This is a genomic window from Runella sp. SP2, from assembly GCF_003711225.1.
GTDB lineage: Bacteria > Bacteroidota > Bacteroidia > Cytophagales > Spirosomataceae > Runella.
In genome coordinates this window covers 3,295,252-3,314,807 of record NZ_CP031030.1, presented here as the reverse complement: position 1 = coordinate 3,314,807, position 19,556 = coordinate 3,295,252, and the positions used below count along the sequence as shown (strand labels likewise).

Genomic DNA, 19,556 nt, shown 5'->3' with positions numbered 1-19,556 from the left:
CTATTTGGATTGTGAGCAACTCACTGCACTGTTTAATTTTTTCCACCTAAGTGTTCACAATTGACCAACTTATGAATTCCATCGTAAGTTACGGGTACTTTTTCGTATTCGTATGCGATTCGGAGCGGGCGAGTGTGGTTATTGTCGCCCATTGCTACGTCCACATCATCCATGGTAAACTGAGAAGGGTGCTCGTAGCCGCAGGCAACCGAAATCTCCAGCACTTCTTTGGTGAGGGTTTTGGCATAATTGTAAAAACGCTCGCTTTTCAACGTAGGGTCAACCCCTGCTTGCAACCATTTGTTTTGGGTGGCAATACCCGTCGGGCAGCGGTTGTTGTGGCAGACTTGGGCCTGAATACAACCGATTGAAATCATGGCTTCGCGGGCAATATTGATGACATCGACGCCCATCGAAAAGGCCATAATGGCTTGCGCAGGTAAGCCAAGTTTGCCCGAACCAATGAACGTAACGCGGTGGGTAAGGTTGTGCTTTTTGAAAATTTTATACACACTCGAAAACGCATAGACCCAAGGCAGCGAAACGTGGTCGGCAAACGACGGTGGTGCCGCTCCCGTTCCTCCTTCGCCACCGTCGATGGCAATAAAATCGGGGCCTTTGCCCGTTTTTACCATCAATTCGGCCAGCTCTTCCCACATTTCTAGCTTCCCTACGGCGGCTTTAATGCCCACAGGCAGCCCTGTGGCGTCGGCCATGCTTTCGATGAAGTCAATCATTTCGGGAATGTTTGAAAACGCACTGTGCGCCGCGGGCGAAATCACGTCTTTACCCATCGGAATGTGGCGGATGTCGGCGATTTCTTGGGTGATTTTTGACGCAGGCAATACGCCTCCTTTCCCAGGCTTTGCGCCTTGTGACAGTTTCAGCTCCAACATCCGAATGGACGGGTTGCTTTTGGTCAAATCCACCAGTTTTTGCATCACAAAATTCCCATCATCGTCGCGGATGCCAAAGTAAGCGGTTCCTATATTTAGCACTACATCGCCGCCGTTGTTGTGGTAGGGCGAAAAACCGCCTTCGCCCGTGTTGTGGTAGCAGCCAAACTTGGCCGCCCCTTTGTTCAACGACTCAATCGCACGCGCCGACAACGACCCAAAGCTCATGCCCGAAATATTAATCACTTGCTTAGGACGATAGGGTTTGCGGCGACCGTGCGGTAAGCCAATCACCTTTGCCGAAGGCAAAACGTACGGATTTTCGCGGTAAGGGTGGTCTTTGGGGAGGCGTTTGGTAAGCAAAGCGGGCTTGATAAAAATGTACCCTGCTCCATTCACGTCTTGGTCTGTTCCGAAACCCTGGAAATTATTTTCGCGTTTGGACGAAGCATAAATCCACGACCGCTGCCGACGGTTGAAGGGAAGTTCTTCGCGGTTGTTGGCTACAATGTACTGCCGAAATTCAGGCCCAATGGTTTCAATCCAATACCGTAAGTGACCCACCACGGGAAAGTTGTGTTTGATGGTATGTTTTTTCTGATTAATGTCCCGAATGGCAACAATTGCGAGAAAAACAATGGGCCAACACCACCAAGGAATTTGTCCCAAAAAATCAAAAATGGTATTCATGGATATGGAGTTATTAGGGTTGATGATTTGATTCTATTTTAATGCTTCGTAGCCTATTTTGCCGATTTCTGCGATGATGGTTTCGGCCCTGCTAAGGTCGGCACCACGTACAAATATGGAAATAACAAAGGGCTTTTTGGTAAAAATAATTCCTGCATCGCCCCGAATGTAAGTGAGCGTTCCCGTTTTATGGGCAATGCCTACTTGCCGAGGAATGAGCGAAGGCAGGGTACTAGTGTCTTGATTGTCAAGTAAAAACGCCACCATCAAATCACAAAGCGCGGGCGTGGCAACTTTACGCTGGTAAATAAGGCTGAGTAAGCGGTTGATTTCGGTCGCATTCACGTAATTTTCGATGCCTTTGGCCACGGCGGCGGTGTCCATCATCACCCGATTGAGTTGGAGATTGGAAAAACCAAGCGTTTTCATTCGTTCGTTGACGGCTTCGCGCCCTACTTTCCGAATCAAGATGTTAGTTGCAGTGTTGTCGCTTGCCACCATCATCTGGTGGGCAAGTTGCTCGTAGGTAAAAGCTTTGCCTTCACGTTCCTGAAAAATAGTCCCTGCTCCGCCTACTTTGTCGGTGTTTTGAAGGGTATAATAGTCGGTAAGTTCAAAGCGTTGGGCCTTGACTTGCTCCATGACTTCGACCAAAATAGGGATTTTGATGATACTGGCAGACGGCACCCGTTCGTCGTCTCCAAGGCTTGCGTAAGGTTTTCCTTCAAGTGATTCGACGCGATAATTGACCTTTACCGAAGAGGGCAACTTCGCAAGGTAGTCGGTGAGGTTTTGCTCAAGGGTGGGGTGTTGAGCACAAACCGAAATGTGGCTGGTTAATAGCACAAAAAAAATAAGTTGTCGCATTTGAATATCTGATTCTGGCGACAACTTACACAGTCCTCCTATAAAAATCAAGCCTTAGGCGGTTTCTTGTAGCGATGCAACCGCCTTCAGCGAAAAATGATTTTCTAGGTCTTTGCCAATAAACAAACGGAATTCGGTTTTGAATTTGCGGTAATTGTCGTGGTAAAAATCCATCTTTTCCCGCAGATACACCTGCGTTGCCCAAATGTCGTCGTTGTATTGAACCGTTTCGTTTTTCAGGGCGATGGCCATGACGTTTTCTTGGGCGTGAATCTCGCTTTTGAGGGTATTGTTGACGCGTTTAAAATGCTCAATTTCCCGCGCAACACGCTGAAGCGTCTCGGCAAAATCTGTCGCTAAGTCAGTGGGTAAAATGACCTTCATTTCGTCGAGCAAATGCGCAAAAATGGTCACTTCTTCGTTGACAAAATCAATTTCTTTTCCCCAAAGCCGATGTTCAAAATGAAATCGTTGGAGGTCGAATTTAGGATTCTTGGCCATGGTAGTTTTTGTCTTTTAATTTTCTCAAAATCACCCATTTTTATTGATATTTTCCATGAGAAAAGTCATACAGCTGGTTGAGAAAAGTCACGGTGAGGCTTTTTAGAAAAATAAACCGAAGCTTTGTCCACCTAGCAGACAAAAAATCGTTGTAGTTTTACGTTAACTCACAAACGATAACCTCTTCTTTATAACCATGTTTCGACCCTTTTTTTTCTTTTTCTGCGCAAGTTGGCTGTCGTTTAGTACGGTAGCCCAAAATATGAGTAACGTAGCTCGGGATATGATGAATACCGAAGGACTAAAGGTGCCACTTAATGCCAACGTAGGGCTTTTTGGCATCAAAGGGCCGCGCGGGGAAGTAGTCGGAAATCCGTACCTTGATTCTACTTGGAAAGAGGGAAGTATTAAGTTATTCCAAAAAATTGGGCCTCCTGGCCGCGAAGGAGATAGTGTTGCCAACGTGCCAATTCGCCTTGATTTGTACGCCAATGAAGTAGAAATCAAAACGCCTGCCAACGAAATTCGGGCGGTGAGTGGGAGCATGGTGCGCTTTTTTACGATTGAAGGTGCCGAACGCCGCGTGTTTATGAATGCGCGACAATTTCGGGCGGAAGAGCCCGTGCAAGGATTTATGGAACTGATTGCGGCGGGACGAATTTCGTTGGTAGAATATACCAAACTAAACATCATTAAGCCCACCTTCAACGAAGCGCTTGGCACGGGAAGTCGGGATACCAAAATTTCAAAAAGCCCGCAATATTTCGCCGTTCGAGGCAACACGTTGTTTCAGATTGGCACATCAAAAAAGAAACTATTGGAAGCCTTGGGCGACCGCGCCGACGACGTTGAAAAATTCATCAAAAACAACGACCTAAGCATGAAATCGCGGGCAGATATGGCCAAAATTTTTGCCTATTATAACAATCTGTAACGACCAATGACGGGGTAGTGGTCGGAATAAGGAATGTCTCTTCGGGTCTGGAAGTCGATGATTTCCAGCTTTTTTTTGTCAAAAAATTGGTTGTCGATTCGGATAAAGCGCGGTGTATTGCGGTACGAAAACCCAAATCCGTGGCCTTTTTCTTCAAAAGCATTGGAAAGAAGATTGCGAACTTCCCCATAGACATAGCCGTACGGAATCTCGTTGAAATCGCCACATACCAACACAGGATGGGGACTTTTTCGTATCCATTCAAGCAACACATCAGCCTCTTCGGAATGGTGGATAAATCCCATTTTGAGGCGTTGGGTTACTTTTTTAGCTTCTTTTTTGCCTTGTTTGTAGTCTTTATCGAGGTACGCTTCTTTTAATCCACCAAAACGAACAATCATCGAACGCAAATGCAAGTTAATGACCCGAATGGTGTCTTTACGAACCACAATGTCGGCAAAAAGCAAGCCATTTTGGTCGTGAAATTCAACCTCTCCACGATCAATGATGGGGTATTTTGACAAAATCGCCAGCCCCATGCAGTGCTGTTCGCGGGGAGCTATGTCGGGGTGCAAAACGGTATAATACGGATACCCTGCTTTTTTGAGTTGTTTTAAAGTATTCAAATGGGGGCGCGTATCGGAGTTGTAAAATTCCTGATAACACTGGATGTCGGTATCCTGCCCTTTGACCCACTCAAGCATGGCTTGGTTGTTTTCGGGGTGGATGTTTTGAATAAAATTGTAGGCGTCGAACGACATGACGTTGTACGACAAAACCGTCAATTCTTGTTTCTCGGGTGCGGGAGCCGCGCCCCAAGAAAATTGAAAAGTACGGCTCCAAAAGGGAAAACTCAGTAACAGCGCTGCGCCTGAAAGCGACATTTTTGAAGATTTGCGCAGCACAAAGTAACAAAAAATGAGTAGGTGGAGTAGAAGCACTACGGGCAAACTCATCATTAAAAAACCCGCAATCCAATGCCCTGTGAACGTAAAGAAAGCAAGCCCATATACCAATAGCGTATAAATAAAGAATACTTGGTGAAGTCGCCAAAAGAAAGAAGTTGTGGATTTCATTGCGTAGTTTTAGGGCTGTTTTTCGCTTTTGAGTACAAAGTAAACACTTCCTATGAGAAAAATTATTGCATTTGGGGCACTAATGCTGTTAATAAACGCCTGTAATTTCAATTCAAAGTCAGAAGAGGAACGGCTTGCGCAGAGTTACTGTGGTGGTTGTCACGAGATGCCTTCTCCTAGTTTGTTGGACAAAAAAACGTGGGAAAAGGGTGTTTTACCCCAAATGGCGCTTCGGTTGGGGGTAGAACCTGCCCCAACAATGAGCGTGTATGGAGAGTTGTCAACCGACGAAATTATTGCATTTACGCAAGCGAATATTTACCCAGAAACCCCCATTCTTTCCAAAGAAGAGTGGGAGAAAATTGTGAAATATTACGTTACCAACGCTCCCGATAAACTTCCCGATTCGTCGAAAAATTACCCCATTTCAAGTGATTTGGCCTTGTTTGCTCCCAAAACGGATGTTCCAGACGTAGAAAAACTTCCGATGGTGTCGATGCTAAAATTTGATGACAAAACCCAGAAGTTATACGTCGGTACGCGTACGGGAAAGATTCATATTTTGGATGCGCAATTTAAGCGAACTGACTCCATAAACGTGGGTTCGGCGCCATCAGATGTGCACTTCAATACCGATGGAAGCCTCAATGCGCTGGCGATGGGCATCATGGATCCCAACGACAAAATGACGGGAACAATGGTTCAGTACAAAAAAGCGGCTGATGGAAAAAAATGGGATTCAAAAACCGTGATTTCTAACCTTCGTCGGCCAGTGAGTCAGTACGTTACGGACGTGGATGGCGATGGCCACAAAGATATGATGGTGTGCGAGTTTGGGTTTCATTTGGGACAATTTTCGTGGTACAAACAACTGCCTAATCATACCTATCAAGCGTTTCAATTGGACGCGTTGGCAGGGGCGCGGGTGGTTCATCCTTACGATTTTAACCGCGACGGTAAGCTCGATTATTTTGTGTTGTTGGCGCAAGGTGATGAACAAATGGCGGTCTATTACAACCGTGGTGGTGGACGTTTTGAAAAACAAATACTGCATCGTTTTCCGCCCGTATATGGCTCTAGCTACGCCGAATTGGCCGATTTTAACGGTGATGGAAACATTGATATTCTTTATGCCAACGGCGACAATGCCGATTATTCCATGATTTTGAAACCCTACCACGGGATTCGTATTTTCTTAAACGACGGGCATTTACACTTCAAAGAAGCGTACTTTTTTGGCTTAAACGGTGCCGCAAAGGCTATTGCTGAAGATTTCGACAAAGACGGGGATGTGGACATTGCCGCGATTTCGTATTTCCCCGCCAAACCCCAAGAAGGATTTGTGTTTTTGGAAAACCAAGGTAACCTGAAATTTAAAGCCAAAACCTTTGCCCAGCCCCGCCAAGACAAGTGGATGCTGATGGAAAAAGCCGATTACGACCGCGATGGCGACACCGACCTCTTGCTCGGCTACCTCGAACGCCCGCCTTATCATAACCCTGTCAATCAGTCGTTAAGGGGACTTTGGGTGTTGGAGAATAAAAAACAAAAATGACATTTATCATTACTTATTTAGCATAAAAGTGCTGTAAATGTGACGGTTATCCTGTGCTTCGTTAGGGATTGGTTTGTACATTTGGGAGGATTATTTATTCCTCTTTTTTGACCAAAATGTCATCAACCATTCACTTTCTCTTATGAGCACTTCATTCAACCTTCTCCAGTACGGTATTAAAAACAAAGAGACGATTCGCAATGCGTCGCCCGCTCAGTTGTACCAAATGGCCATTTTGTACGAAAAAGTAGCGGCCATTTCTGACAAAGGCGCTTTGATGCTTGATTCGGGCGAAAAAACGGGCCGTAGTCCCAAAGACAAACGCATCATTGAACGCCCCGAAAGTGTCAATGATATTTGGTGGGGGAGTGTAAACATCAAAATGGATGAGCATACGTTCGACATCAACCTTCAGCGCGCCATTGATTATCTCAACACCCGTACGCGGATGTATGTAGTGGACGGATTTGCGGGTTGGGATCCTACGTACCGCATTAAAGTACGGGTGATTTGTACGCGCCCGTATCATGCCTTGTTTATGAACAACATGCTGATTCGGCCAACGCAAGAGGAACTAGCGACCTTTGGCGAACCTGATTACGTGATTTACAACGCGGGCGAGTTTCCAGCCAATCCATACACTACCCACATGAATTCGCGAACGAGCATCGATTTGTGTTTTGAACGCAAGCAGTTTGTGATTTTGGGAACAGAATATGCGGGGGAGATGAAGAAGGGGGTGTTTACGATTATGAACTATATCATGCCCAAAATCGGCGTGTTATCCATGCACTGCTCGGCCAACGAAGGCGCTGACGGCGATGTTTCTTTGTTTTTTGGCCTGAGTGGAACGGGAAAAACAACCCTTTCTGCCGACCCTCATCGCCAATTGATTGGCGACGACGAGCATTGTTGGTCGGCTGATGGGGTGTTTAATATCGAAGGAGGGTGCTATGCCAAAGCCGTCAATTTAAGTGCTGAAAAAGAACCCGAAATTTTCCAAGCCATTAAGTTTGGTACGGTACTAGAAAACGTCGTCTATGACCCGACAACGCACGAAGTTGATTACGACGACACCTCCATTACCGAAAACACCCGCGCTTCGTACCCCATTGAGTTTATTCCAAATGCCAAAATACCGTGCGTGGGTGGTCATCCCAAAAATATTATTTTCTTGACCTGCGATGCCTACGGAGTGCTTCCTCCCGTTTCTAAACTGACACCTGCGCAGGCCATGTACCATTTTATTAGTGGCTACACGGCCAAAGTAGCGGGTACTGAAATGGGGGTCACTGAGCCAACAGCAACGTTTTCTGCTTGTTTTGGGGCGGCATTTATGGTGTGGCACCCGAGCAAATACGCGGAATTATTGGCCCAGAAAATCCAAGAACATAATACCCATGTTTGGTTGGTGAATACAGGCTGGACGGGTGGAGCCTATGGCGTGGGTTCACGGATAAAATTGCGCTACACCCGTGCCATTTTGGACGCGATTCACAACGGCGAATTGGCCAATGCACCTACGGTGGTCGATGCTATATTTGGGCTTGAAATTCCAACCTCGTGCGCTGTTGTTCCGAGTGAATTATTGATTCCACAAAATACCTGGGCAAGCCAAGAAGACTACGTCGCGACGGCGAAAAAATTAGCATCGCTTTTTAACAAAAACTTTGAAACCTATAAAGACGGTTGCTCAGAAGAAATCATCAAGGCTGGGCCATTGGAGAATGTCGAGGGGAGAATGCAGAGTGTCGAATAGCGTGGGAGGGGTGCGCTTGTGCGTCGGGATGCTCTTATGCGTCGGGGTGCTCACACCCCGACGAGTATGTACGTACCGTGCGTCGGAATGCTCACACCCCGACGAGTGCGTACCGTGAAGAGGGATGCTCACATCCCGAGTAACCCGCGTCACAAACCCCTGAATCAGAGACCAACAGTCGGGAACGTTTGCGTAAATTTTATGGGATTTTAGGTAGGATTTTTGTCCCTTTAGGAAGTAAATAAAAAAAAAGGTTGTCTTCTTTAATGACATACTAAACAAAGTTTCCGCTCATGCAACGCAGAGAATTTATACAAAAGTCAATTCTAGCCAGTGCCGCAACGGCTATGTCGGCGAGTAGTTATGCCAAAATAATTGGGGCCAATGACCGTGTACGGGTCGGAGTCGTTGGTTTTTCAGACCGTCACCGTTCGTCGCACGTCGGGCCATTCAAGGAACTTTCCAAGCAAATGAACTTTGAAATGACGGCTATTTCCGACATTTGGAATCGCCGCCGTGATGAAGGGAAAGCCTATTTGGACAAACAATTAGGAGGCAACGTAAAGGCGTTTCGTAACAACGAAGAAATGTATGACGCCAAAGTGGTGGACGCCGTTTTTATGAGTACCGCCGATTTTCAACACGCCATTCATACCATTGAAGCTGTGCAGGCAGGTTGCGACGTGTATGCCGAAAAACCACTTTCGGAAACCATGGAAGACAACCGTGCAGTATTGAAAGCCGTAAAAGCATCGGGTAAAATTGTACAGATTGGTTCGCAGCGCCGTAGTGGAGAGAACTACTGGGCTGCGGCCGATTTTATCAAGTCAGGTAAGTTTGGCCCCATTGTGATGGTAGAATTGATGTGGAACGTTAATCAGCCTGGTCGTTGGCGCCGTCCTGAATTGACCAAAGATTTGAAAGAGTCGGATGTCGATTGGATGCGTTATCAGCTCAATCGCCCTAAAACGGCTTTTGACCCACGTAAATACTTGGAGTACCGTTTGTTTTGGCCGTATTCATCGGGGATTCCAGGCCAATGGATGAGTCACCAAATTGATACTGTACACTGGTTCAGCGGCTTGCCACATCCACGTTCGGCCGTAGCCAACGGCGGGATTTACCAGTGGAAAGACGGTCGTACCAACCCAGATACGTTGACGGTGGTGTTTGATTATGGCCCATTGGATGATCCAAAAACAGGTTTTCAAGTACAATTCACGAGCCGTTTCTCGAACGCTGCGGGTGAAACCAAGGAGTTGTACTACTCAAACGGTGGGATGATTAACCTCGACACCAACGAAATCAGTCCAACGGGTGGTTTGCGTGAGCGTGAAGCGAAAGCGATGGGATTGCAAGCCAACTTGTTGCCAACGATGAAGTTAGAAGGTGCGAAAGTAGAAACCAGTGCCAATACAGGTAACGACCCACTTACGTTCAACCACATCAAAAACTGGATGGAATGTGTGCGTAGCCGTAAGCAGCCAAATGCCCCAATTGAAGCAGGGTACCAGCACTCAATCGCGACCATTATGGCCAATGCAGCCTACCGCACAGGTCAGCGTGTCACGTTTGATGCAAAATCACAAGAAGTATTGGCGGGAGGTAAGCCGTTTAAATACTAATTATTTTTTGCAGGCGCCCGTGGTATAATTGAGAATGCCATACGCTTCGGCAAAGCAAGCGTTGCTGTATGTTTTACCATTGCAACCACAAACGGGCGCATAGCTGAGATAGCAATTAAAGGAGTCAACGGGCTTCTCCACACATTCTGGAGGTAGCTCTTTTTCACAACCTGTCATTGCCAATAAAAAAGTGAAAATCAATAGTAACCGCATAGCCGTGTATTTTCTAAGAAGACTCGCTTTTGGTAAAAATGGTTGGAAATACCACAAAAAAAGTCGCTGATTATCAGCGACTTTTTTTGTGTAAATAGTTGGTTACTTGTGTTTTATTCTGCAACAATGAGGCGAATTCCGTCGAGTTCTTGAATAACAACCGATTTGCCTTTGTGAATGCGTTCGTGCGATTTTGATAGGGCAATCCATTCGGTACCTCGGTAAAAAACTTTCCCTTCGCCGTCGGCGGGGATGTCGATGACTACGGTTGCTTTATCGCCTACATACTCAGAGTACTCAAGCGACTTGTCCGACGATTTTTTGGTGAGTGCTTGAAGCGGTTTTCTAAACGCAAACAGTGACAAAACGGACACGACCGAAAAACAAAATAATTGCGCATTAATCATGGGCAACACGCCTATCCACGTTAACAAAGCAGTTACGAATGCCCCCACACCAATAAAAGCAAATACGAAAGATACTGAAAGTAGTTCTGCTATGAGCATCACTACTCCGACGATAATCCAGATTTGGGTGGATGAGATTTCCATTTCGGGTAAAAATTAATGGTTAATTAAACAGTGAATCTGATGTTGGAATAACAAGCAAAAGTTATTTCTTTTCCTGTTGCTTAACGATGCTCATCGCTGTGGCAATCATCGAAGACATGTCTCCAAAGTTGGCAGGGAGAATCATCGTATTGGTACTTTTAGCTAAGTGTCCAAACTGTTGTACCATTTGTTCGGCTACTTTCAATTGAACGGCATCCATACCGCCTTTTTCTTGAAGGGACGCTGCAATCACCCGAATACTGTCGGCAGTTGCATCGGCTACCGCTTTAATCGCGGCCGCTTGTCCTTCCGATTCGTTGATTTGGCGTAATTTTAATGCTTCAGATTCTAAAACAACTTTTTGTTTTTGACCTTCGGCCTGATTGATAGCGGCCATTTTCTCCCCATCCGATTGCAAAATCAACGCACGGCGTTCGCGTTCGGCTTGCATTTGTTTCTCCATTGCGTGAAGAACGCTTTGAGGAGGGGTAATATTTTTAATTTCGTAACGGAGCATTTTTACACCCCAGCCAATCGCTGCTTCGTCGATGGCTTGCACTACGGCATGGTTAACGGTCGTACGCTCTTCAAAGGTTTTGTCAAGGTCGATTTTTCCCATCTCCGAACGCATGGTGGTTTGGGCCAACTGGGTCACGGCAAATACGTAATCGTTGATTCCGTAGGAAGCACGCTGAGGATCGACCACCTGTAAAAACAAAACGCCGTCCACGCGCACCTGCACGTTATCGCGGGTGATACAAATTTGTTCTGGTATATCAATCGCTTTTTCTTTTAGGCTATGTTTATAGGCGATGCGGTCAAAAAAGGGTACGACCCAGTTGATACCAGGCTGAAGCACTCCGTAAAACTTGCCCAAGCGCTCGACCACAAAAGCGGTTTGCTGTGGAACCACCTTGATGGTCATCCAGACGAGTAAAAAAGCGAGTACAGCGATTATTCCAAACGCAATCATATCTATCAGTAGTTAAGGTTAAATTGTTGAAACGAAAATAAGCGACATTGGGGGAGGATTCAAGTCTTTCGGGATGAAGGACGAAAAATCAGACAGGAACGGCAAAATAAAAGGTGCTTAGAAATTTCTAAGCACCTTTTATTTTGCCTCTTGCAATTTGCTCCTTGCCTTATATTTTCAATTACTTTTCCAAATTTCCATTCACCGTTCGCCAGATTCCTAACGGGTTACCATCTTTGAGCTCAGCGGGGAGAAGGTGTTGTGGAAAATTCTGGTACGCCAATGGACGCACAAAACGCTTGATGGCGTGCGCGCCTACGGAGCCAAAACGGCCGTCGGTGCTGGCGGGGAATGGCCCACCGTGCTGCATTGCCGCGCACACTTCAACACCCGTCGGAACGCCATTAAGAAGAACACGGCCGCACAAAAGGCTCACGGCCGCAATCAAGTCGGCGGCGTTGGCAAGGTCGGCGTCAGTTCCAATGACGGTGCAAGTAAGCTGCCCTTCCAAATGTTCGATAATATCGTTCATTTCGGCCGTGTCTTTGCACTTGATAATCAATGAAAAAGGGCCAAAGACCTCTTGGTGGAGGGCGGTATTTTGTAAAAAGTCGTTCCCATTTACCGAAGCCACCGATGGAATACCGTCTAAATCTTGGTAAGCACCTTCGGTTTCAGCGTCTATTGTCACGGCTTCGTGGCCAATGACTTCACTGCGTTTGCTGCGGAATGCCTTGGCGATTCCCGCGTGTAACATAGGTACAGGAGCGATTTGGCGAATTTCGTTGGCAAGGGTTTTGCTAAAGGTATCGAGTCCTTCGCTTTCTACCCCAATAATCAAACCTGGTTTGGTACAAAACTGTCCCATGCCTCCCGTGATAGAACCTGCGTACATTTTAGCGTACTTGGCCGCTTCTTTCTCAAGCGCATCGGGCAAAAGGAAAACAGGGTTGGTGCTGCCCATTTCGGCAAAAACAGGAATGGGTACAGGACGTTGGTTCGCCAAGTCGAACAGCGCTTTTCCTCCCACGTAAGAGCCAGTGAAACCTACTGCTGCCGTTTTGGGGTGCAATACAAGCGCTTTGCCTACTTCAAAACCTGCTACTTGTAGGTGCTCAAAAAGCCCCTGTGGCATACCCGTTTTTTCAATTGCTTTACGAACTGCACCTGCAACCATCTCCGAAGTTTCGGGGTGAGCAGGGTGGGCTTTTAGAACTACGGGGCAACCTGCTCCCCAGGCCGCTGCGGGGTCAACACCCGCTGTTGAGTACGCAAAAGGAAAATTACTTGCTCCAAATACAACAACTGGCCCGATGGGAACGAGCATATTGCGAATGTCGGGTTTGGGCAGTGGCTGGCGGTCAGGAATGGCCGTGTCGATGGTGGCGTCCACCCACGAACCCTCCGCAACCACATCGGCAATGTTCCGAAGTTGGTTACAGGTACGCCCGCGCTCGCCCGTAAGACGAACCGATGGCAGGTGCGTTTCGCGCATAGCTACTTCAATGACCGCCTCTCCGAGGGCTTCTATTTCGTCGGCAACGGCCCGAATAAACGTAGCTTTTTCTTGGCCGCTTTTGTGGCGGTATTCCAAAAAAGCCGCGTAGGCGCGCTGCATCGCTTCGTTAATCTCTGAAATTGTGGCGTCTTGGTACATGGTATTCAAAAAATAATAAATGTTATGGTGGTTTGATTTATGTTTCGATTACTTTGGTTTTTAAACCTGCCCATTGGTCGTTGGCAGTCTGTCCTAGTAAATACAGGTCAATTTCAGTTTGTCCTACTCTAAAAGCTTGGAAATTTTTTAAATGGGTTTCCAAAAGGCTTTTAAGTTGTAAAAATTGTGCTACCGTTTGGCGCTCTTCTTCTTCATACCATTCTTCTATTGTGGTGACGGGAGTCCAAAAACTTTCGGCTGTTATTTCCTCCACAAAGGTATCTAATGGGATGGAAAGATATACCAATAAGTTGTTGATTGTCAACGGGAATGGTTGTATCTGTGCAATATCAATCCATTCCAAAGGTTCATCCGATTCGCTAGGATACAACAAATTAGGCAATAAATTAGTGACTTCTGTCTGCCATTGCGTCTCAACATCGGAAACAACAGGAGGGATATTCTCAAGATTCTCTTTTTGGATGTTTTCCATTTTAAAATTATCTCTAAATTTGAGCCAAACTTAAAACTTTTTCAAGACAATGTTAGAGCAATTAATGAGTCTTATTCAAGACAATTCTCAGGACGCCATCGTTAATAACCCTGCTATCCCTAATCAGAACAACAATGCTGCCATGCAAACAGTGTTCCAATCGGTCGTGGGAGGCTTGCAAAACGAAGCTCAAGGCGGAAATTTGAGCGGCTTGATGGGCCTTTTGTCAGGTCAAGGCGGACAAGGTGGAAGCCTAATGAACAATCCAATTGTGGCTGGAATTGCTCAAAACGCGATTGGTAGCTTGATGGAGAAATTTGGCTTATCGAACAGCGCAGCAGGAAATATCATTGCCCAAGTTCTTCCAGGGGTGCTTAGCTCAATGATTTCAAAAACAAGCAACCCTAACGATAACAGCATGGACTTTGGTGGTATCATGGGTGCTCTATTGGGCGGACAAGCTCCTCAGCAACAGCAGCAAGGTGGTTTTGATTTTAACCAAATTGGTTATGCCCTTGCTGATGGTAAATTAGATATGAACGACGTGATGCGCATTGGTGGTAGCCTTTTGGGCGGAAACTCAGGCAACGCTGGTGGTGCAGGTGGCCTCGGAGGTTTGTTAGGTGGTCTTTTTGGAAAATAAACCACGAAAGATTCAATGCCACGTTATTGCCTTGCCCTTGATTTAAAGGATGACCCCGCACTAATCGCTGAATACGAAAAGTACCACGAAAAAATTCGCCCAGCCATTCACGAGAGCATTGTTTCCTCGGGGATTACGGACATGGAGATTTATCGGGTCGGGAATCGTCTTTTTATGATAATGGAAACCACCGATGACTTTTCATTTGAAGCAAAAGGTGCTGCCGACGCGGCAAATCCAGCAGTGCAAGAGTGGGAAACATTGATGTGGAACTATCAGCAAGCGTTGCCCATGGCCAAAGAAGGCGAAAAATGGGTGCTGATGAAACATATATTTAAGTTGTAATCAACGACAAATTAAAAAGCCCTCGCTCATCACGAGGGCTTTTTTGTTGGTTTAAAATTGTTTCAAATATTTCTGGGCGTCTTCCATACTTTTGAGCATGTCGTCGCTCACTTGTTCAATTTTGATTTTTTCTTGCGTCAATGCCTTGATGGCTTCTTCGGGAGCGAGTTTTTTGAGCGAATCGCCCTTGTATTGGTGCATCCAGTCCATCATTCCGTCGTCTGCTTTTTTGAGCTGACCGCTTAGCTGAAACGCTTTTTTGAGCGATGATTGAGAAGAGGTGTCTGAGGGATTACTTTGGGTGATGCTATCCAACTGCGCAATGCGCTTACTAATAGCTGACTCCAGCGAAATGAGCTCTCCCATTTTGGGCATCACGGCATCGTGAATCATCATCACTTCTTTTTCGAGCTTGGTGGCTTGGTCTTTTTGGGGATTACTACAGGCGGCTAAAATGCCGAACCCACCCATGAATACATAGCTGATTTTCATTTAGTTAATTTAATAGTGTGAAAATTACTCCAACGTTGTCATCACAATTTGTCCGCATTTTTTATCATTTTTTCCAAAGAAAGGATTCCCTTTTTCATCTTGGGTTTCTGAAAACCAGAATCCGCCGATACCGTTGGCAGCTTTGGGACATGAATAATAATACAATGGTTTGTCGTTGGTTTTGAAGGACTTGATAAGTCGAAATAGGTTTTTGCTGAGGTCACCAAAGTGGTCGCGCTGGTGCGCTACAGACTCAGTTTCGGCCACGTGTTCGGTGTCAAACCCAAGGTCTTGATATACTTTTAAGTAAAATGCTTTTTGAATCGGTGCCGCGCTGGAAAGGTCGATGTTTTCGAGCAAATTAAGTAACAACTTGGCCGAGCGCGACGATTCTTTACCATTATCCATCAAAAGTCCTTGTTTGATTCCCCAGTAGTAGTTGAGGGCTTTAGCAAGGGTAGTTTTGATGACAGGATTGTCAGTCTGTAAGTCAACTTTTTCCCAATCGGTATTGGCAAATTCGGCGAGTTCGGGGGCGGGCGCTGCATCTGACTCGGAAAATCGGGGGTCTTTTACGAACGATTCGTCGTTGAGGGTTTGGAGAAAAGCAATGATTTTTTGTTTTTCTTCCGACGTCAACGCAATTCCTTTTTGCCCATTTTTTATCAAAACAGGGTCCACGGTAGCATTCTTTTCGATGCCCGACGTATAATGCTCAAGCACTTGTTCGAGAGTAGCCAGCCGACCGTCGTGCATGTAGGGTGCCGTAAAAGCTAAATTCCGCAAACTCGGTACTTTAAACTTAAAACGGTCTTCATCGTGCAACGTAATGTCGTAGCGACCTTCATCAGTATTGACGGCCGTAGGAAGACCATTGTTCCTAAACTTAAAGTCCGAAAATAGCACCCCCGAATGACAAGGGGCACACTTTTGTTCTACCAGCGCAAGCCCTTCTTGCTCAGTTTCGGTTAGTGCACTGCCTTCGTTCCGCATCCATTTATCGTAGCGTGAATTGGCTGATACCATCGTCAACATAAATTGAGATAAGGCTTTGAGGAAACGTTCGGTGTTGATTTCGTCGGTACCAAAGGCTTTTTCAAACAGGGCGGGGTAGGTTTTTGAATACCTGAGTTTTTCCAACACATTGGGCAACGACTCGTCCATTTCGGCGGGGTTTTGCAAGGGAGAAATGGCGAATAAATCCAAATGATGTACGCCGCCGTCCCAGCCAAAGTCGGTTGACCACGCCAAATTGAACAACGGCATCGAATTACGTTTGGTCAGTAAATCGTTGATACCGTGGCTCAATGAATGCCCGTGTTGGGTAAAACCTGCCGATTGCTGATGGCAACTCCCGCAACTGACGGTATTGTCTTTGGAGAGCAATGCGTCGTAAAAAAGCGTTTTTCCCAACGCAACTCCCGCAGGCGTCAACGGGTTTTCTTGAAACTTGTAAGCAGGTTCGGGAAAGTGGCTTGGTTTGGTAAAAAGTTCCTCTTGGCGGTTGCCGCAAAAAGACAACAGCAAAAAGCCAAAAGCGGAGACAACAAGGGTAATTCGGGTGTTCATCTTATTTTTGAATGCCTTCGTATGAAAACATGGAAGCGTAATTATCCGCAATTTTGGCCGAATAAGGCCCCGCCATCACCGTCGGATTGGCGGCAAAACTTACGTTCGTAGTGCCCGTAAATAGTTTAGAAACATCGGTAGTAATGCCAAGCGCCACGTTTTTGTCGGCTTTGATTTTTACTTTTTCTTTGCCAAAATTCAACGACGCAACTTTGATATTGTTCAACGTTTTCTTGTCGCCCATCCCGCCAAAAAGACCAATGTGGTACAAGAAAATGGGTTCTTTGCGGTTGCCTGTGAGCGGAATTTGGGCGGATGTTCCTTCCATTTTAACAAAAATATAGCCCGAATTCCACGCCCAATACATGTCCTTGCCATCGCCGCCCACGTCTAAGCAACCTTTGCGTTTGCTTACTTCAGAAGCACTGCGAAGGCTGTCAACGCCAATCACAAAGCTCATGCCTACGTAATCACCTTTGGGGACATTGTTGAGGGTGATTTTCTGTGATTCTGGGTGCTGTTGGCGAATCAAAAAGTAACTTTCGTCTTGGGGAACAACATACGCGCTGCCGTCTTTGCGAAGCAAGCGAAGGTTGCTAACATAGTATTGCAAAAAAGTGATGTTGAACGACTCACCCAAGGCATTGGTATATTTTTTGTCATTAAGAACGACCTCTTCCGTACCCACTTTATTGTGAAATTGGAGGGTAAGCGAACCTGTTTTTTGGGCAAAAAGTGGAGAACAAATGAAAAGCCCTACCACGAAAAGAATATTTTTCATTGTGCAAAAGTATTTTGATTGGTCTGTTTATGAACGTTAGTTTTTTTACGATTACGCCGCCACCACAGCAGAAAGCCCGTTACTGACAAAACGCCAGGGGTAAGCCCAAGGATGACGTACAAGATTTTGACAAAAATTCCTCCGAAATTCCCGACGTGGAGGGGGTGAAAGGTGGCTTCAATTTTTTCCCAAGTCGATAAGTCGGCATAACGGGTTATTCCTACAAATTGCCCTGTGTAGGCATCAAAAACAATGGCATTTCGGCTCGAAAAAAGCCTGTTTTCATCGTTGTAATACCCTCTCACGTTGAACTTACGATGAGGTTGGGTGGGCAAATAAACGTAGTTGGGTGTAAAGTTTGGCGCTTTTTGGAGCGCTTGTTGGTACAAGTTTTGGAGCGAAACCTTGGCCAACGTATTGGTGGGAGTCGGTACGACTTCGTTGTCCCACGTTTTCTTTTCAAAGGCAAAAAGATTCATCCAAAAGCCCGTGAAAAAGACAATAACATTGAGCGCGAGCGACCAAACCCCCACGATACGGTGTACATCGGACGAAATGGTACGCCAGTTTTTACGGTTGATTTTTACCTTGAAAGTCAGCACCTTCCAAATAAACTTACGATACACGACCCACCCCGTAAGAATAGAAACCAGCATGGTCAGACCAAAAATAGCAGTAAGCGCCGCTCCTGGCATCCCGAGGTGGAATGAAAAATGGAATTGAAAAATCCACTCAATCCAGCCCACTTCGAGGTCGTCGCTGCGGCCTTTGCGAAGAATTTGACCTGTGTATTGGTTGATGTTGATGGCGCCTAAATCGTAGGAAATCAGGCGTGTATCGTTCATGTACAGCCGAAAATGATACGACTGTTCAGGGGTTGCTTCGGGGTTTACCCAAGCGATTCCGTCGAGGTTGGGGTATTCGGCCGTGATGATTCGGTACAAACTATCGATTGGCAATGGCGCACCCGTGGGTTTAACGGTCAGGGAGTGGCGGTAAATAATCGGGTCGAGTTCCTCCATGAATACCAAAATAGAACCACTTAACCCGAGCAAGAGTAAAAATACCCCCGTGACAAGGCCAAACCAACTGTGGAGGCGAAAAAGAACGCGACTCAGGTTTCTTGTCATTGCAATTCAAACGTTAGATTGCCCCAGTAACTTTGGTAATTGGCTTCGGGACTATTTTTGACTTCTTCCATGTGGACGGTACTAATCATCCAATAGCCTGCTTTGTCAAGAGTAATTTTCAGCGAACCATCGGCGTCGGTTGAAAGCTTACGGTGCGTTGTTTTTTGGGTGGCCGTTTTGTGCCAAGCTACCACCATTTTATTGCCAAGTGGTTGATTTTTAAATAAAACCTTGACAGTTATTGCTTCCCCAGCTTTCATTTGATAAGGATTGTTGAGGGGAATAATTTCCAGTGGCATCTGCGTGTTTTTCTTGAAGGTATCACTGTATTTGTTCCCCACTTGAATCAATGTTTTGGCACAACGGCGGTACAGTTCCTTAGAAGGCTGGGTAAGCTGCCCCTGTTTTTTGCGCAATTCATAGATATTGTCGATGCCATCTTCCTTCAAATAATCGTTGAATTTGTCGGCTTCGAGGGCGATAAATGAATTTTTAGATTCCATCGTGAGTAAATGAGTTCCTTCGGTAACGAACTTCAATGGAATGGGCAACGAATCGCTTTTGAGGGCAATAGAAGTTAAATCCTTTTTGTCTGTGTCAGAATAATGACTCAACTTCAAAAGTCTTTTCTTGCGATTTGCCCAAATATCTCCCATAAAATCCTCGCCAACAAAGAGTTGTAAGTCAAACAATTCTCCCATTTTAAGCTTGAATTTGCTTGGCATCAACCAAAACTCATGGGCAAACAAACTGGAAGTGATACAAAGCAAGAGCAACGAAAATAGTTTTTTCATTTTGGTATAGTT

20 protein-coding genes are annotated in these 19,556 nt (G+C 45.9%); 6 read left to right on the top strand and 14 right to left on the bottom strand.

Going from position 1 to position 19,556, the window contains the following annotated elements; genetic code table 11:
* Positions 1-32: 32 nt before the first annotated feature.
* Genes DTQ70_RS13960 through DTQ70_RS13950 form a run of 3 tightly spaced genes read right to left on the bottom strand, consistent with a single transcriptional unit; the run spans position 33 to position 2,954 of the window.
* Positions 33-1,586 carry an FMN-binding glutamate synthase family protein gene (locus DTQ70_RS13960; protein WP_122931374.1) on the bottom strand — a complete coding sequence of 518 codons (1,554 nt, stop codon included), beginning with the start codon at positions 1,584-1,586 and terminating at the stop codon, positions 33-35.
* 33 nt (positions 1,587-1,619) lie between these two features.
* The gene (locus DTQ70_RS13955) at positions 1,620-2,453 is read right to left on the bottom strand and encodes a serine hydrolase (RefSeq protein ID WP_164490022.1); all 834 of its coding nucleotides are present in this window, start codon (positions 2,451-2,453) and stop codon (positions 1,620-1,622) included.
* Between the two features lie 54 nt (positions 2,454-2,507).
* The gene (locus DTQ70_RS13950; protein ID WP_122931372.1) at positions 2,508-2,954 is read right to left on the bottom strand and encodes a hypothetical protein; all 447 of its coding nucleotides are present in this window, start codon (positions 2,952-2,954) and stop codon (positions 2,508-2,510) included.
* Positions 2,955-3,150: 196 nt separating this feature from the next.
* Between DTQ70_RS13950 and DTQ70_RS13945 the strand changes: the two genes are divergently transcribed.
* On the top strand, positions 3,151-3,888 hold the full coding sequence (locus DTQ70_RS13945) for a hypothetical protein (protein ID WP_122931371.1): 738 nt from the start codon (positions 3,151-3,153) through the stop codon (positions 3,886-3,888).
* On the opposite strand, the gene DTQ70_RS13940 is transcribed toward DTQ70_RS13945, so the two are convergent.
* Positions 3,873-4,964, bottom strand: a complete 1,092-nt coding sequence (locus DTQ70_RS13940) for an endonuclease/exonuclease/phosphatase family protein (protein ID WP_122931370.1) — start codon at positions 4,962-4,964, stop codon at positions 3,873-3,875. The genes DTQ70_RS13945 and DTQ70_RS13940 overlap by 16 nt on opposite strands.
* Positions 4,965-5,016: 52 nt before the next feature.
* Between DTQ70_RS13940 and DTQ70_RS13935 the strand changes: the two genes are divergently transcribed.
* The 3 genes from DTQ70_RS13935 to DTQ70_RS13925 all read left to right on the top strand — a co-directional run bounded on the left by DTQ70_RS13935 (position 5,017) and on the right by DTQ70_RS13925 (position 9,903).
* Entirely contained in the window at positions 5,017-6,519 is a 1,503-nt protein-coding gene (locus DTQ70_RS13935; RefSeq protein ID WP_122931369.1) for a VCBS repeat-containing protein, read from the top strand.
* A gap of 142 nt (positions 6,520-6,661) precedes the next feature.
* Entirely contained in the window at positions 6,662-8,278 is a 1,617-nt protein-coding gene (gene pckA, locus DTQ70_RS13930; protein ID WP_122931368.1) for a phosphoenolpyruvate carboxykinase (ATP), read from the top strand.
* A gap of 293 nt (positions 8,279-8,571) precedes the next feature.
* Positions 8,572-9,903 carry a Gfo/Idh/MocA family protein gene (locus DTQ70_RS13925; RefSeq protein WP_122931367.1) on the top strand — a complete coding sequence of 444 codons (1,332 nt, stop codon included), beginning with the start codon at positions 8,572-8,574 and terminating at the stop codon, positions 9,901-9,903.
* Here the strand turns inward: DTQ70_RS13925 and DTQ70_RS13920 are convergent, their stop codons facing one another.
* The 5 genes from DTQ70_RS13920 to DTQ70_RS13900 form a co-directional block, all read right to left on the bottom strand.
* Positions 9,904-10,116 (bottom strand): Kazal-type serine protease inhibitor domain-containing protein, encoded by a 213-nt coding sequence (locus DTQ70_RS13920; RefSeq protein ID WP_122931366.1) that lies wholly within the window; start codon positions 10,114-10,116, stop codon positions 9,904-9,906.
* 113 nt (positions 10,117-10,229) lie between these two features.
* Positions 10,230-10,667: an NfeD family protein gene (locus tag DTQ70_RS13915; RefSeq protein WP_229600130.1), complete on the bottom strand. Its 438-nt coding sequence runs from the start codon at positions 10,665-10,667 to the stop codon at positions 10,230-10,232.
* Between the two features lie 61 nt (positions 10,668-10,728).
* The gene (locus DTQ70_RS13910) at positions 10,729-11,640 is read right to left on the bottom strand and encodes an SPFH domain-containing protein (RefSeq protein WP_122931365.1); all 912 of its coding nucleotides are present in this window, start codon (positions 11,638-11,640) and stop codon (positions 10,729-10,731) included.
* Positions 11,641-11,821: 181 nt separating this feature from the next.
* Positions 11,822-13,297: an aldehyde dehydrogenase (NADP(+)) gene (locus tag DTQ70_RS13905; RefSeq protein ID WP_122931364.1), complete on the bottom strand. Its 1,476-nt coding sequence runs from the start codon at positions 13,295-13,297 to the stop codon at positions 11,822-11,824.
* 37 nt (positions 13,298-13,334) lie between these two features.
* Positions 13,335-13,790, bottom strand: a complete 456-nt coding sequence (locus DTQ70_RS13900) for a nuclease A inhibitor family protein (protein ID WP_122931363.1) — start codon at positions 13,788-13,790, stop codon at positions 13,335-13,337.
* Positions 13,791-13,839: 49 nt separating this feature from the next.
* Here DTQ70_RS13900 and DTQ70_RS13895 point away from each other — a divergent pair, with 49 nt between their 5' ends.
* Both DTQ70_RS13895 and DTQ70_RS13890 read left to right on the top strand, forming a co-directional pair.
* Positions 13,840-14,433, top strand: a complete 594-nt coding sequence (locus DTQ70_RS13895; protein ID WP_122931362.1) for a hypothetical protein — start codon at positions 13,840-13,842, stop codon at positions 14,431-14,433.
* A 15-nt stretch (positions 14,434-14,448) separates the two neighbouring features.
* A complete protein-coding gene (locus DTQ70_RS13890) occupies positions 14,449-14,778 on the top strand; it encodes an L-rhamnose mutarotase (protein ID WP_122931361.1) in 330 nt (109 codons plus the stop codon).
* A gap of 51 nt (positions 14,779-14,829) precedes the next feature.
* Here DTQ70_RS13890 and DTQ70_RS13885 read toward each other — a convergent pair whose 3' ends face one another.
* The 5 genes from DTQ70_RS13885 to DTQ70_RS13865 are packed head-to-tail and all read right to left on the bottom strand — an operon-like array spanning position 14,830 to position 19,544.
* The gene (locus DTQ70_RS13885; protein ID WP_122931360.1) at positions 14,830-15,270 is read right to left on the bottom strand and encodes a hypothetical protein; all 441 of its coding nucleotides are present in this window, start codon (positions 15,268-15,270) and stop codon (positions 14,830-14,832) included.
* 24 nt (positions 15,271-15,294) lie between these two features.
* The gene (locus DTQ70_RS30705) at positions 15,295-16,839 is read right to left on the bottom strand and encodes a cytochrome c peroxidase (protein ID WP_164490021.1); all 1,545 of its coding nucleotides are present in this window, start codon (positions 16,837-16,839) and stop codon (positions 15,295-15,297) included.
* Position 16,840: 1 nt separating this feature from the next.
* Positions 16,841-17,620 carry an MbnP family protein gene (locus DTQ70_RS13875; RefSeq protein WP_122931359.1) on the bottom strand — a complete coding sequence of 260 codons (780 nt, stop codon included), beginning with the start codon at positions 17,618-17,620 and terminating at the stop codon, positions 16,841-16,843.
* Positions 17,617-18,750 carry a PepSY domain-containing protein gene (locus tag DTQ70_RS13870; RefSeq protein ID WP_206019727.1) on the bottom strand — a complete coding sequence of 378 codons (1,134 nt, stop codon included), beginning with the start codon at positions 18,748-18,750 and terminating at the stop codon, positions 17,617-17,619. Before DTQ70_RS13870 ends, DTQ70_RS13875 begins: the two co-directional genes overlap by 4 nt.
* The gene (locus tag DTQ70_RS13865) at positions 18,747-19,544 is read right to left on the bottom strand and encodes a DUF4198 domain-containing protein (RefSeq protein ID WP_164490020.1); all 798 of its coding nucleotides are present in this window, start codon (positions 19,542-19,544) and stop codon (positions 18,747-18,749) included. The genes DTQ70_RS13870 and DTQ70_RS13865 overlap by 4 nt, the downstream gene beginning before the upstream one ends.
* Positions 19,545-19,556 lie beyond the last annotated feature (12 nt).